Raw genomic sequence first — 13309 nt, 5'->3', positions numbered from 1 at the left:
GATGTTCTATCACTGTTCAGCCAAGCCGACAGCCCGGCCGCGACTTCCACCGGCCGGCCCTCGGGCAGAAAGTGACCGGCGTCGCCGACATCGACGACGGTGCCGGAGAACCGCTGCCGGCCTCGACGTAGTGCAGGTGGGTGCCGAGCAACGCGGCGTCCCGATGAAGCATGTCCCCGTCCTTACTGGTCGGTAAAGGTCTGACCGCATCAGGTCAGATCTTGGATAGATATCCATCGAATCACGTGATTGGCTGCGGGCCGGATCTTCACGGGGGAGGTACCGAAATCATGGCGTTCGCCCATGCTCTCGCGCGTGCCCGATGGCTCGCCGTCTTCTGCTCCGTTCTTCTCGTCGCTACCCTGACCGCCCAGCCCGCCACCATCGCGCGGGCCGCCGAACCGGGTGCGACTCCGCAGCTCACCGCCGGTGCCGCACCGCAGCAGCGGCCGGTCCCGGCCAACGCCGCACCGGAGAAAGCCCTCGCCGACGCGGACCGGCCACCGGTCGTGCCGCTCGGCGTACGCTCCGGCGGCGAAGCTCAAAAGATCTCCGGCGCCGAGCTGAAGCGGGTCGCCAAGCTCGCCCCCGGCGATCCCGCCTTTACCGACATCCAGCTGCAGCCGGGCTACGTGCTCGGCGACACCTCGCTGGTGGCCAACTTCAACACCGCCGACGAGTCGTTCCAGCAGTGGCGGGTCGACCTGTTCGACGCGGCCGACAACACCAAGCAGGAATCGACCACCCTGTCCAAAGAGGACCTCGCGCTCAGCGAGTGCGGTGGCTCGCCGCGGGAGTACTGCCGGTCGTTCGGTGCCGCCGACGGCTGGCACGTACAGACCGGCCGCGATTACTTCATCACCATCACCGCGCTGTTCGAGGGCGGCGAGGAGACACCGTCGGCGCCGTCCGACCGGGCCCAGGCCCGTGACGTGGTCAACCCGCCGGACATCCCGAACCGGCAGGCGGCCGGCTGCGGGTGCAGCGACGCGCTCGGGATGACCGACGCCAGCCAGGCGATCCGGGCGATCGGCGTGAACACCGGCACCGGCGCGTTCCTGCGCAACGAGACCGACCTGGCGATGGAGTCGTTCGGCGTGCAGTTCACGTCGGCCCGCGCCTACTCGTCGCTGAACACCGGGCAGTCCGCGTTCGGGCCGGGCTGGGCCTGGGTCTACGACATGAAGGTCACTGCCTCCGAGGGCGGCGCCGTCGTGCGGGCCGAGGACGGCTCCGAGGTGCTGTACACACTGGACGGCGAGACCTTCAAGAAGCCGGCCGGGGTGCGGTCCACGCTGCGTCGTGCCGGTGACGGCTGGGAACTCGTTACTCCCAACAACATCGTGTACGCCTTCGACGCGCTCGGCCGGCTCGTGTCGATCCTGAACCCGCGTCTCGTCGGCCTGAGATTCACCTACACCGACAAGGGCATCACGGTCCGGGACGCGTCCGGGCACGAGGCCACCGTCAAGGTCGAGGGTGCGCTGATCCGCTCGGTCGCCCTGCCGGACGGTCGCAAGGTCACCTTCGAGTACACGTCCGGGCTGCTCACCAAGGTCAAGGACGCCACCGGCGAGACCTGGAAATACAGGTATGACGCGGCCGGCCGGCTCACCCAGGTCATCGACCCCTACCAGGTCGTCACGCTGACCAATGAATACGACGCCACCACCAGCCGGGCCATCAAGCAGACCGACGCGCTCGGCGCCGCCACCACGTTCCTCTGGCGGCCGGAACGGCAGGAGTCGGAGACCACCGACGCCGACGCCGTGAAGGTGTGGGACGGCTACAAGGGCAACGTGCTTCTCTACTCGCAGCGCGGCAACGGCGACTCCAGCGTGCACCGCTACGACGGGTCGCTAAACCGCAACCTGGTGGTCAACGCCAACCGCAACCAGCACGAGTCGCAGTACGACGCGGCCGGCAACCTGATCGAGCAGTTCGCGCCGCAGAAGCGGTTCAGCGCCAAGACCGAGTACGACGCCCGCAACAACCCGACGACCCACACCGACGAGGACGGCAACAAGTGGGTCGACAAATACAACGAGTTCGACGAGCTGATCGAGAGCGCCGACGCCAAGAAGCACACCGTCACGTACGAGTACGACACCCGCGGCGTGCTGACCACCGTCACCGACCAGCGCGGCAAGGTCACCCACTCGGAGACCATCCCGGACGGCAAGCTCAACGCCGGCCTGGAGAGCGCGAGCGTCTCGGCCGAGGGGCGGCGCACGAAGTTCGGTTACGACAAGACCGGCCGGCAGGTCTCGGTCACCGACCCGCGCAACTTCACCACCCTGTCGTACTACGACGAGCAGGACCGGGTCGTCGCGACGCTGCAGCCGGGCAAGAAGAGCCCGTCCCGCAACGAGTTCGACAAGGCCGGACGGTTGCTCAAGCAGAGCTCGCCGGAGGGCGTCACCACCTCCTACGCCTACTACGACAACAGCGCCCTCAAGGCGACCTTCGCCGAGAACGTCACCAGCCGGTTCACGTACACCCCGGCCGGGCGTAAGTCGACCGCGGCGATCGACATGCGGCACTCGCCCGACCTGATCACCAGCTGGGCGTACAACCCGAAGGGCCTGGTCGAGTCGACCACCTCGCCGCGCGGCAACCTGCCCGGGGCCAACAAGGCCGACTTCACCACCACCTACAAGTACGACCGGGACGACAACCCGATCCAGATCCGCCGGCCGTACCCGAACGGCCAGGTGGTCATCACCGACATCGCGGTCGACGACCTGGACCGCACCACGTCGACCACCGACGAGTACGGCAAGACCACGTCGTACGAGCGCGGCAACCGCGGTGACGTGGCGTCGGCGACCGACACCCTGGGCCGCAAGACGTCGCTGGAGTACGACGCCAACGGCCAGCAGACCGGGATCAAGGACGCCAAGGGCGCCCAGACCAAGACCGAGTACGACGAGGCCGGCAACAAGACCAAGGAGATCTCGCCGACCGGCGGCATCACGAGTTACACCTACACCGACGACGGCCTGCTCGCCACGGTCGTCGACCCGCGCGGCAACGTCGACGGCGCCGACCCGGCCCGCTTCACCACCCGCTACGAGTACGACCTCGCCGGCAACATGGTGAAGAGCATCGACCCGCTCGGCAACGTCTCGACCTCGAAGTACGACGAGGTCAGCCGGGTGTCCAGCAGCACCGACGCACGCGGCAACGTCACCCGCTACAGCTACACCGACGACGACCAGACCCAGACCGTCGTCGACCCGGAGGACAACGCCACCACCCTGTACGAGTACGGCAAGGACGGTGAGGTCGCCGGGGTCCGCGACGCCAAGGGCCACTGGACCAGGTACTTCTACGACGAGGCCGGCCGCCTCGTGCGCAACACCGACCCGCTGGGCCGCAGCACCTACCTGGGCTACGACGCCGAGGGCAACCAGACCCAGTCGCTGACCCTGAACCTGTTCGAGGACCCGTCCCGGCTCTCCGACGCCGAGGCGGCCAAGCGCACGGTTCTCGACTCGTACGACATCGTCGGCCGCCGCGACAAGCGGGTGGTCGGCAACGGCCCGGTCTACACCTGGGCCTACGACGCCAAGGACCGGATCACCTCGTACGGCGACCCGGCCGGCGTGCGCGACGTCGCCTACGACGAGGAAGACCAGATCACCTCGGTCACCCGCCGCGAGGCGGACCGCGCCGACGAGACCTTCACCTACAAGTACGACGAGCGCGGCAACGTCGCCTCCTCGCAGTACCCGGACGGCACCAGCCTGGCGTTCGACTACGACGCGGGCAGCCGGCTCACCTCGATGACCGCGGCCGGCAACACCTGGGGCTTCGGCTACGACGCGGCCGGGCGGCGCACCAGCACCACCCTGCCGGGCGCCACCGGGCTCAAGGAGAGCCGCGCCTACGACGACGCCGGCCGGCTGGTCGGCATCGGCACCGAACGGGTCGGTGACCCGGTCGAGGGCGTGCAGGACCCGGTGTCCAAGTTCGACCTGACGCTCGACCAGGTCGGCAACCCGACCAAGGTGGTCACCACCCGCGGCGGCATCGCCGAGAAGGTGGCCTACTCCTACGACGACACCGACCGGGTGACGTCGGCCTGCTACGCGGCCGACTCCTGCGATCCCAAGGCGAAACCGGCCGGGCGGATCGACTACACGTACGACGCGGTCGGCAACCGCACCAGCCAGAAGCGCACCGGCTCGGCCGGCGCCGACCTGACCACCTACGCCTACGACGACGCCGACCAGCTGCAGCTGGAGACACTGCTCGGGCACAACAGCCGGCTCACCACCTACGACTACGACGTGCTCGGCAACCAGACCCGGGCCGGCGGCGACAAGTTCGTCTACAACCTCGACAACTCCATCGCCAAGGCGACGATCAACGGCGACAAGGCCACCACGACGTACGGGTACGACGCGGCCGGCCTGCGCATCGCGTCGACCAGTTCGGCGCCGAACGTGGCCACCACGACCCAGCGCTGGTCGTGGGACGTGGCCGGCACTCTGCCGCAGATCGCCCAGGACACCGTGTCCGACCAGGCCGGCACGGTCATCGAGAAGCGCGGCTTCGTCTACGGCCCGGACGACGAGCCGCTCGCCCTGCTCGACGAGCAGACCGGCGCCCACTCCTACACGCACGACTGGCTCGGCGGCGTGGCCAACATGCTGACCCCGGCCGGCACGCTGGAGAAGGGCTACGACTACGACCCGTTCGGCAACCCGCGGATCGGCGAATCGCTCGCCGCCCAGCCGCTTCCCGGCGAAGGCCTGGAAAACCCGATGCAGTTCCACGGGGCCTACCAGGACTCCAGCACCGGCAGCGGCAACTACTTCATGCGGGCCCGCAACTACAACCCGTCCACCGGGCGGTTCCCGTCCCGCGACCCGCTGCCGACCGGCACCGAGGCGACCTCCTCCTACGTGTACGCGGCGAACAACCCGCTCGCCTACTCGGACCCGACCGGCGCCCTGCTCGACGGGGGCGGCACCACCGGCGGGGCGGCCCCGACCGACGCCACCACGGTCGTCGACCCGGGACCGTCGCCGGAGGACCTGGCCAAGGCCAACCAGCTGCAGTCCAAGAGCACGCTCGACGTGATCCTGGAGGCCGGTGGCCAGATCCTGATGGAGTTCCTCGGGATCAACGACATCATCAACTGCCTCAAGGGTGACCTGGGCGCCTGCGCCATGATGATCATCGGCGCACTGCCCTGGGGCAAGATCTTCAAGGCCAAGAAGATCGCCGAGGCCATCTACCGGGCCGGCAAGGCCGTCATCACGTTCTTCTCGGAACTGAAGTGGGCCAAGGCGATCATCTCCGGTGCGGAGAAGGCGGCCGAGGCAGCCAAGGCGGCAGCAGCGGCAGCGGCCAAGGCTGCGGCCGAGAAGGCGGCCAGAGCGAAGGCGCTGGCCGAGGCGGCGGCGAAGAAGGCCGCGGCCGAGGCCCAGGAACGCGCTAGAGCCCTGGCCGCGAGGGCCAAGGCCAAGACGAAGCGTGGTGCGGCGTCGGACGACATTCCGCGCGGCAAGGCCGAGCCGACCGGCTGCCACAGCTTCGTGGCCGGCACCCGGGTGCTGCTCGGTGACACCGACGCCGACGGCAACAATGCCGGTAAGAGCAAGGCGATCGACGAGGTCCAGCCGGGCGACACCGTGCTGGCCACCGACCCGATCACCGGCGAGACGGTGGCCAAGCAGGTCACCCACACCATCCGCACCGACCACGACAAGGTGTTCGTCGACCTGTCGATCGGCACCGACCAGATCACCACCACCGACACCCACCCGTTCTGGGTCGCGAGCAAGGGCGAATGGGTCCAGGCCGGCGATCTTCATCAAGGCGACCTGCTGCGTACGGCGGCCGGCACGTTCGTGCAGCTCGGTGCGGTCAAGGTCTACCAGGGTCACCAGCCCACCTACGACCTGACGGTCGACGAGATCCACACCTACTACGCGCTGGCCGGCGACCAGTCGGTCCTGGTCCACAACTGTCCGCCCGGCAGTGGCCGCACCTGTACCTGCGCTAACCTGTCGTCCGGCAACAGCCCGGCGGCGGCGCTCGGTCAGGCCACCCACACCAGCCCGGCCGTGGTGTCCGCGTTCCAGGCCCTCGGTTACCGCCGGGGCCCGGGCTGGGGCCGCAAGGGAAGCGGCCTGCCCGACTTCCTGGCCCCTAACGGTGACCCGGTCGAGCTCAAGCCCTACACCAAGTCGGGCGCCCGCAAGGGAACCCGCCAGCTGGGCAAGTACCTCCGAAGAAGCGGCAAGTCCAACGGCGAGCTGTGGGGTTACAACTACGAGTCGAACGGTCTGCTGACCCTGCGGCTCATGGCCACCCCGCCCAAGCCCGGCACCCGCTTCTGGAACTGGCTCGACAAGCCTTAACCCCAGGAAGGTCATGGCCAAACCAACCAAACGACAACTGCTCGAGGCCGTCGCCGAACTTCTCGGCGACGGCCCCGGGCCGGTCGAAACCCGCAAACAAACGCTTGTGTACGGGCATGGCCCGATCCGCCACGAGCTGAGCATCGGCAGCGGCGGCGGCGGCGGCATGCTCGGCTGGAGCGTCGACGCCGTCGACCAGGAGTTCGACCCGCTGCTGGCCGAGCTGGGCGGGGTGCGGGTGGAGATCTGGCGGCCCGACCGCACCACCGTGCGGGCCGGCATCCCGGGCGTCCCGGCGCTCTACGAATATCCGTGGCCGGCCACCCGGGCCGAGCTGCCGGCCAGCGTGTTCATGGCCGACGTCCGGCAGTACGCGCCCGGCTCGGTGCGGTTCGTCGTCGACCGGGCCGACCTGGGCCGCCTGCTGCTGGCCGGCGACCACATCCACCGCGGCGAACTCTGGGCCAGCCTCTGGCCGAACGGCCTGCCCGGCCGCACCGCCAAGGCCCTGACCTACGCCCGGCTGACCGGTGACACCGCCCTGGAACGCCGCGCCCTCGACGTGCTCGACCGCGAGGGCGACCCGTTCCGCGAAGCGGTGAGCCACTTCGCCAAGGATTACGCCAAGGTCTCCGGGGTGGACCTCGGCGACGTGATCATCGGACGATGAGCACCGGGCAGTCGGCCCGGCGCAGCAGCCGGGTGCCGACCGCACCGAGCAGCGCACCCGGGTAGCCCTGCCGGTGCGGGCCGACGACCGCGAGCCGGGCCTGCCGGCAACTGTCCACCATCACCCGGTCGGGGCGGCCGTTCACGTACGCCCGCTGGGCCGGCACGCTGCGGAACTTCGCCCGCCACGGGTCGAGGCGGCTGTCCATCTCGGTGCCCAGCACCTCGGCCGCCACGCCCCGCCGGTCAGGGCCGGCCGTGACCGCCAGCACCTCGGTGCCGTGCAGGGCGGCCTCCTCGAAGGCCCGGCCGATCACCGCGTCGCTGCCCGGCTCGTCGGCGACCTCGACCACCACCGGCCCGGAGTCGCAGTCGGGCCGGCCGCGCACCACCGCGACCGAACAGCGCGCCTGGGTGGCCACCTGGTTGCCGACCGAGTCGTCCGGCGCGCCCAGCATCCGGCCGCCACTGTGCTCCCCCACCACCAGCAGCACCGCGTCCTCGGCCGCGTGCAGCAGGACCGGAACCGCGTAGCCCGGCATCGCCACCCCGCGGACCTCCAGGCCGGGCGCGACCGCCCGGGCCGCACCGACCGCCTTGTGCAGGACCTCGGCGGTTTCCGCGTGGCCGGACGGCCGGCGCGGGTGGGCGATCACCACCCGCAGCTCGCTGCCGCGCAATTGGGCCTCGACCGCGGCCCAGCGCACCGCCGCGGTTGAGCCGGAAGATCCGTTGGCCCCGACCACTATCCGAGTGACGTTCATGGCCGCCTCCTCGGGTCCAGAGTCGTCCCGTCCCGGAAAGATCACAAGGGCGTACTTTCGATGGCCTTGACGGTATTCGCCAGAGCCTTGCCCAGCGCGCCCTTGGCGACCGTGCCGAGCAGCAGACCGGTCACCCGGCCCTTGAAGTTCTTGCCGTCGCGCACCACCACCGCGTCCAGCCGGGTGACGCCGCCACCCTGCGGGGTCAGCGTGTAGGTGTGCCCCGACCGGCCACCCCAGATGTTCGAGTCGGTGGTGGTCATCACGATCTTGCGCGGGTCCGACCAGTCGTAGTGCAGCCGCTCCCAGACGCCGCCCGACCCCTCGGTGACGTCGGCCCAGTCCGGCCCCTGGGCGTGCACCTTCAGGTAGGCGGCGGCGCTGTTGCCGAACAGCTTCTCCCGCCCCGGCCCGAAGTCGGTGAGACCGGCGAGGAACTGCTCCGGGGTGGCGGTGGTGGTCTCGGTGAAATGGATCGTCGTCATGCCCACTACTTCACCGCCACCGGCCCGGGCCTCGCCCCAGGGTGCGTCCCTGGGGCGAGGGGGCCAGGGTGCGGAGGACGCCTCGGTAGGCTCCGGCCCGTGGCCAAGGATCATCAGTTGCGCGGGCGGCGGCGCGAACTCGAGACGCTCGACCGCCTGCTGCGCGACATCCAGGACGGCCGCAGCCGGGTCCTGGTGCTGCGCGGCGAGGCCGGCGCCGGCAAGACCGCGCTGCTCGACTACCTGGTGGATCAGGCCCGGACCGGCCGGGTGGTCACCGCCGCCGGCGTCGAGCCGGAGACCGAGCTGGCCTATTCCGCACTCCAGCAGGTGTGCGCCCCGCTGCTGGGCCACCTCGACCGGCTGCCCGACCCGCAGCGCGACGCCCTGGCCACCGCGTTCGGCCTGAGCGCCGGCCGCCCACCGGACGCCCTGATCGTCGGCCTGGCCGTGCTCGGCCTGCTGGCCGAGGCCGCCGCCGACCGCCCGTTGCTCTGCGTGGTCGACGACGCCCAGTGGCTCGACCGCATGTCCGAGGTAGTCCTGACCTTCGTAGCCCGCCGCCTCGACGCCGAGTCGGTAGCCCTGGTCTTCGCCGCCCGGGAGGCCTTCAACGGCCTGCCGGAGCTTCCGGTAGCCGGGTTGCCGGACGCGGACGCCCGCGCCCTGCTCGACTCGGTGCTGCCCGGTCTGGTCGACGCCCGGGTCCGCGACCGGATCCTGGCCGAGACCCGCGGCAACCCCCTGGCCCTGCTCGAACTCCCCCGCGACCGCACTCCGGCCGAGCTGGCGTTCGGGTTCGGCACGCCCACCGCGACCCCGCTGCAGGACCGGGTCGAGGAGGGCTTCCAGCGGCGCATCGCGGCCCTGCCCGCCGACACCCGGAGGCTGCTGCTGGCCGCCGCGGTCGAGCCGACCGGCGACGTGCCGCTGCTCTGGCGGGCGGCCGCGGTGCTCGGCATCGCCCCGGAGGCGGCGGTACCGGCCGAAACCGCCGGCCTGGTCGAGCTGGGTGCCCGAGTACGGTTCCGGCACCCGCTGGTCCGCGCGGCCGCCTGGCACGCGGCCGACCCGGCCGAGCTGCGCGCCGTGCACGCCGCGCTGGCTGAGGTCACCGACGCCGACCAGGACCCCGACCGGCGGGCCTGGCACCGCGCGCACGCCGCCGTCGGCCCGAACGAGGAGGTCGCCGCCGAACTGGAACGCTCGGCCGACCGGGCCCTCGCCCGCGGCGGCCGGGCGGCAGCCGCGGCCTTCCTGGAACGCGCCGCCGAACTCACCCTCGACTCCGGCACCCGCTCCGCCCGCACCCTGGCCGCCGCCCAAGCCCGCTTCGCCTCCGGCGCCTTCGCCCAGGTCCCCGCCCTGCTCGCCGCCGCCGAACTGGGCCCGCTCGACCCGGCCGGGCAGGCCGCGGTCGAACGGCTGCGCGCCCGGGTCGCGTTCGCGGTCAACACCGGCCGGGCCGCGGTCCCGCCGCTGCTGGCGACCGCCGCCCGGCTGGCGGAACTGGACCCGGCGGCAGCCCGCGAGACGTTCGTGTCCGCGATCGGCGCGGCCCTGAACGCCGGCCGCTTCGCCGGCGACGACCTACGCCTGGCCATCGACGCCGCCACCACCGCAACCTCAGGCGACAACCTGCGCCAGGCTGCCGGCGCGGCAGCGGCCGGTGACGATCCGGCCGGGCGGGTGCTGGCCGCGCTGATCGCGTGGCACGGGTGTGGGCAGGCGGCCGCCGTGCCGCTGTTTCGGGCGGCGCTCGACGCGATCACGCCGGATCAGGACCTCGACCTGCTCTGGATGGCCGGGCTGTTCGTCCACGAGGTGTGGGACGACGAGCGGTTCCTCGACCTCACCGAACGGGCCGTTGCCTTCGCCCGGGCCGGCCGCACGCTGTCGCTGCTGCCGACCGCGCTGACCTTCCGCGGCAGTGCACTGATCTACGCGGGCCGGTTCGCCGACTCGTCGGACCTGCTCGACGAGGCCGAGGCGCTCGCCCGCGCCACCGGCCCGTCGCCGCACCCGGCCGCCGCGGCCATCCTCGCCGCCTATCGGGGCCGTCGCGAACCGGCGCTGGAGCTGATCGACGCGCTCACCGCCGACGCCGGGGCCGGCGGGATGGGCTGGCTGCTCGGCGTCGCCGGCTACAGCCGGGCGGTGCTGTTCAACGGGCTCGGCGACTACCAGGCCGCGCTGGCGGCGGCTACTGCCGCCACCGAGCACGAGGATCTCGCCGTGGTCCAGTGGGGACTCGCCGAGCTGGTCGAGGCCGCCGCCCGCTCCGGCGATCTGGCCGCGGCGGCCAAGGCCCGCGATCGGCTCGCCGAACGAACCGCCCCGGCCGACACCCCCTGGGCGCGCGGCACCCAGGCCCTCGCCGACGCACTCGCCGGCCCGGCAGCCACGACCGCGACTTCCACGGTGAACCCGGCCGACGCCGCAAGCCCGGCCGACGCCGCAAGCCCGGCCGACGCGGCAAGCCCGGCGGCGGCGACGGTTGAGGACAGCTACCGCCGGGCGGTCGCCGAGTTTGCCGCCACCCGGCTCGATCTGCCGCTGGCCCGGGCCCGGCTGCTCTATGGGGAATGGCTGCGCCGGCACGACCGCCGGGCCGACGCCCGGGAGCAGCTTCGGCCGGCGCACGACGCGCTCGCCACGATGGGGGCCGAGGGCTTCGCCGATCGGGCCGGGCGGGAGCTGCTGGCTACCGGGGAGACCGTGCGGAAGCGGAGCTCCCCCGGCGTACGCGTGGAATTGACCCCGCAGGAAGGGCAGATCGCGCGGCTCGCGGCAGCGGGCCGGACCAACCCGGAGATCGGCGCGGTTTTGTTTCTCAGCCCGCGGACCGTCGAGTGGCACCTGCGCAAGGTCTTCGGGAAGCTCGGCGTCACCTCCCGCCGCGAGCTGCAGTCGACGCCGATCTGACCGCCTCGCACAGGTCGATCAGGGACTGGGCGCGGGAGACCTCGGTCGGGGTGAAGGCCGGTGCCGGGCGGGCCAGGAACTGCGGCCGGCCGTCGGTGCCGTGCAGCGCGGCCACGTGCCCGGCGCCGGGCGGCGGCGCGCTGGTCAGATCGGCGTCGAGCAGGCGGTGGATCGCCTCGTCGGGAGTGGTGGTGCCGGCCACCGCCTGCCGGGCGACGCTCAGCGCCCGAGTGGCCGGGTCGACCAGGTCGTGGGCGTCGGCGTGGCTGACCTCGGTGTGCCGGCCGCCGCCGGCCGCGACCGCGGCGACCAGGTCGTCGGCCGTCATCTGCCGGGGCACCGCGACCAGCAACTCGTCCACGGCCCCGTCCTCGGCGGGGTGTATCTGGATGGCCAGGATGTTGACGCCGCGTCCGGCCAGCCCGGCGCTGAGCCGGGCCAGCGTGCCGGGGCGGTCCGGCAGGGTGGTGCGCAGCCGCATCAGCGCGCACTCGCCGGCCGGCATGGTGGCCAGCATGTCGGGCAGGGTGGCGTGCCGGGAACGGCCGGTGGGTTGCCGCCGCCGGCTCCATCGCCGGCGCAGCAGCGCCCCGGCGACCAGGATGGCCCCGCTGGCGACGAGCATCGCCGCGCCGTGGGTGCGCTCGCCGAGCAGGGTGACGAACAGGTGCGCGGTGCCGACCGCGAAGAACACTGCGGCCACGTCGATCAGGTCGGCGGCCCAGTGGGTCGCCCGGGAGCGGTCGAAGGTCTTCATGACGACGATCCTGGGCGGCCCGCGTGTCCCGGCCGATTACTCGCTGTATCGGGGAGGGAAACTGTCCGGCCTTTTGTGAAATCGCCATTAATCATTCCGGAAGGCGTCTAACTACCGGTCTGTGTGCCTCATCATGCGGCGCGCGGCGCAGTGATGCCGGTCATGCCGGCGGCCCTCCAAGATCGACATAGAGTCGGTCCATGACCAGAGCGGTGGTGATCAGCGGCTACGGGCCGCCAGAAGTCCTGCAGATCGGCGAGACCGAGGTCGGTCCGCCCGGCCCGGGCCAGATCCGGGTCGCGGTGCGTTTCGCCGGCGTCGGCCCCACCGACCTGGCGATCCGGGCCGGGCACCTGGCGGCGGTATTCCCGGCCGGCCCCGGCGCGGTCCTGGGCTTCGAGGCGGCCGGTGTCGTCGAGAGCGCCGGCCCGGACGTGACCGACGTGACCACCGGCGACGAGGTGGCGGTCTTCCTGCCCGGTCTCGGCGGCTACGCGGAGCTGGCCGTCGCCGACTTCTGGGTCCGCAAGCCGGCCTCGGTGACCTGGACCGACGCGGCCGCGCTGCCCGCGTCCGGCGAGGCCGCCGCGCGGGTGCTGGACCAGCTCGCGGTCGGCGCCGGAGAGACGTTGCTACTGCTAGGTGCGGCCGGCTCGGTCGGCCGGATCGCCACCCAGCTCGCGGTGGCCCGCGGGGTCACCGTGATCGCGGCGGTCCGGCCGGGCGACTTCGCCGCCGCCCGGGAGCTGGGCGCCACCCCGGTCGACTACGCCACCCTCGGCGCCACCCCGGCCGACGCCGCGCTCGGCGACCGGAAGGTCGACGCGGTGTTCGACGCGTCCGGCCGCAGCGACCTGCCGGCCGCGATCGCCCTGGCCGGCGGCCCGCAACGGGTCATCACGCTGGCCGATCACCGAGCCCACGACCTGGGCGTAACGCTGTCCAACGTGGTCCCCGAGGGCGTGCCCGCCGCCCTGAACCTGGTGATGTCCGAACTCGCGGCGGGCCGGCTGACCCTGCAGCCGCAAACGGTGGCCCCGCTGGCCGACGCCGCCGCGGTGCACGCCCGCCTGGAGAGCGGCGACCTGCGCACGAAGGTCGTACTCAAGATCTAGACCGGACCTTTCCGGTACGGCCGACGCCGTCGACAACCGCAACTACCCCCGGCCGCCGCCACCGCGCGACCGGCGTGCGACACCGGCACGTGCCGCGACGCTCGCGCAACCGCACACCCACCCCGAGCGCTTTGCTCTGCTCACCCATACGCGCTGCTCTGCTCACCTACGGTAAGCGCGCGATCTTCAGGCTGGTGTTTGTCCTGGTCTGCGGGGC

8 protein-coding genes are annotated in these 13309 nt (G+C 72.0%); 4 read left to right on the top strand and 4 right to left on the bottom strand.

Features of this window, described 5'->3' with window-relative positions; genetic code table 11:
* Positions 1-16: 16 nt before the first annotated feature.
* Positions 17-172 (bottom strand): hypothetical protein, encoded by a 156-nt coding sequence (locus Ate02nite_RS22480; RefSeq protein ID WP_203808637.1) that lies wholly within the window; start codon positions 170-172, stop codon positions 17-19.
* 118 nt (positions 173-290) lie between these two features.
* Here Ate02nite_RS22480 and Ate02nite_RS22475 point away from each other — a divergent pair, with 118 nt between their 5' ends.
* Entirely contained in the window at positions 291-6377 is a 6087-nt protein-coding gene (locus Ate02nite_RS22475; RefSeq protein ID WP_203808635.1) for a polymorphic toxin-type HINT domain-containing protein, read from the top strand.
* Positions 6378-6390: 13 nt separating this feature from the next.
* Entirely contained in the window at positions 6391-7047 is a 657-nt protein-coding gene (locus Ate02nite_RS22470) for a hypothetical protein (protein WP_203808633.1), read from the top strand.
* Here Ate02nite_RS22470 and Ate02nite_RS22465 read toward each other — a convergent pair.
* Positions 7034-7810 (bottom strand): universal stress protein, encoded by a 777-nt coding sequence (locus tag Ate02nite_RS22465; RefSeq protein WP_203808631.1) that lies wholly within the window; start codon positions 7808-7810, stop codon positions 7034-7036. The two genes, Ate02nite_RS22470 and Ate02nite_RS22465, sit on opposite strands and share 14 nt — an antisense overlap.
* Positions 7811-7851: 41 nt before the next feature.
* Positions 7852-8295: an SRPBCC family protein gene (locus Ate02nite_RS22460; RefSeq protein ID WP_203808629.1), complete on the bottom strand. Its 444-nt coding sequence runs from the start codon at positions 8293-8295 to the stop codon at positions 7852-7854.
* Positions 8296-8394: 99 nt separating this feature from the next.
* Here Ate02nite_RS22460 and Ate02nite_RS22455 point away from each other — a divergent pair, with 99 nt between their 5' ends.
* Positions 8395-11220 carry a BREX system ATP-binding domain-containing protein gene (locus tag Ate02nite_RS22455; RefSeq protein ID WP_239147601.1) on the top strand — a complete coding sequence of 942 codons (2826 nt, stop codon included), beginning with the start codon at positions 8395-8397 and terminating at the stop codon, positions 11218-11220.
* Here the strand turns inward: Ate02nite_RS22455 and Ate02nite_RS22450 are convergent.
* Positions 11183-11977, bottom strand: a complete 795-nt coding sequence (locus tag Ate02nite_RS22450) for an ACT domain-containing protein (RefSeq protein ID WP_203808625.1) — start codon at positions 11975-11977, stop codon at positions 11183-11185. The two genes, Ate02nite_RS22455 and Ate02nite_RS22450, sit on opposite strands and share 38 nt — an antisense overlap.
* A 200-nt stretch (positions 11978-12177) precedes the next feature.
* Here Ate02nite_RS22450 and Ate02nite_RS22445 point away from each other — a divergent pair, with 200 nt between their 5' ends.
* Positions 12178-13092 (top strand): NADP-dependent oxidoreductase, encoded by a 915-nt coding sequence (locus Ate02nite_RS22445; protein ID WP_203808623.1) that lies wholly within the window; start codon positions 12178-12180, stop codon positions 13090-13092.
* Positions 13093-13309 lie beyond the last annotated feature (217 nt).

Origin of the sequence: Paractinoplanes tereljensis, assembly GCF_016862435.1 — a bacterium.
Lineage (GTDB): Bacteria > Actinomycetota > Actinomycetes > Mycobacteriales > Micromonosporaceae > Actinoplanes > Actinoplanes tereljensis.
The sequence above is the reverse complement of the archived record's forward strand: the minus strand, read 5'-3'. Positions and strand labels throughout refer to the sequence as shown.

Coding starts and splice junctions, on each gene's coding strand:
- Ate02nite_RS22480 (WP_203808637.1), bottom strand. CDS start 172: ATGCTTCATCGGGACGCCGCGTTGCTCGGCACCCACCTGCACTACGTC.
- Ate02nite_RS22475 (WP_203808635.1), top strand. CDS start 291: ATGGCGTTCGCCCATGCTCTCGCGCGTGCCCGATGGCTCGCCGTCTTC.
- Ate02nite_RS22470 (WP_203808633.1), top strand. CDS start 6,391: ATGGCCAAACCAACCAAACGACAACTGCTCGAGGCCGTCGCCGAACTT.
- Ate02nite_RS22465 (WP_203808631.1), bottom strand. CDS start 7,810: ATGAACGTCACTCGGATAGTGGTCGGGGCCAACGGATCTTCCGGCTCA.
- Ate02nite_RS22460 (WP_203808629.1), bottom strand. CDS start 8,295: ATGACGACGATCCATTTCACCGAGACCACCACCGCCACCCCGGAGCAG.
- Ate02nite_RS22450 (WP_203808625.1), bottom strand. CDS start 11,977: ATGAAGACCTTCGACCGCTCCCGGGCGACCCACTGGGCCGCCGACCTG.
- Ate02nite_RS22445 (WP_203808623.1), top strand. CDS start 12,178: ATGACCAGAGCGGTGGTGATCAGCGGCTACGGGCCGCCAGAAGTCCTG.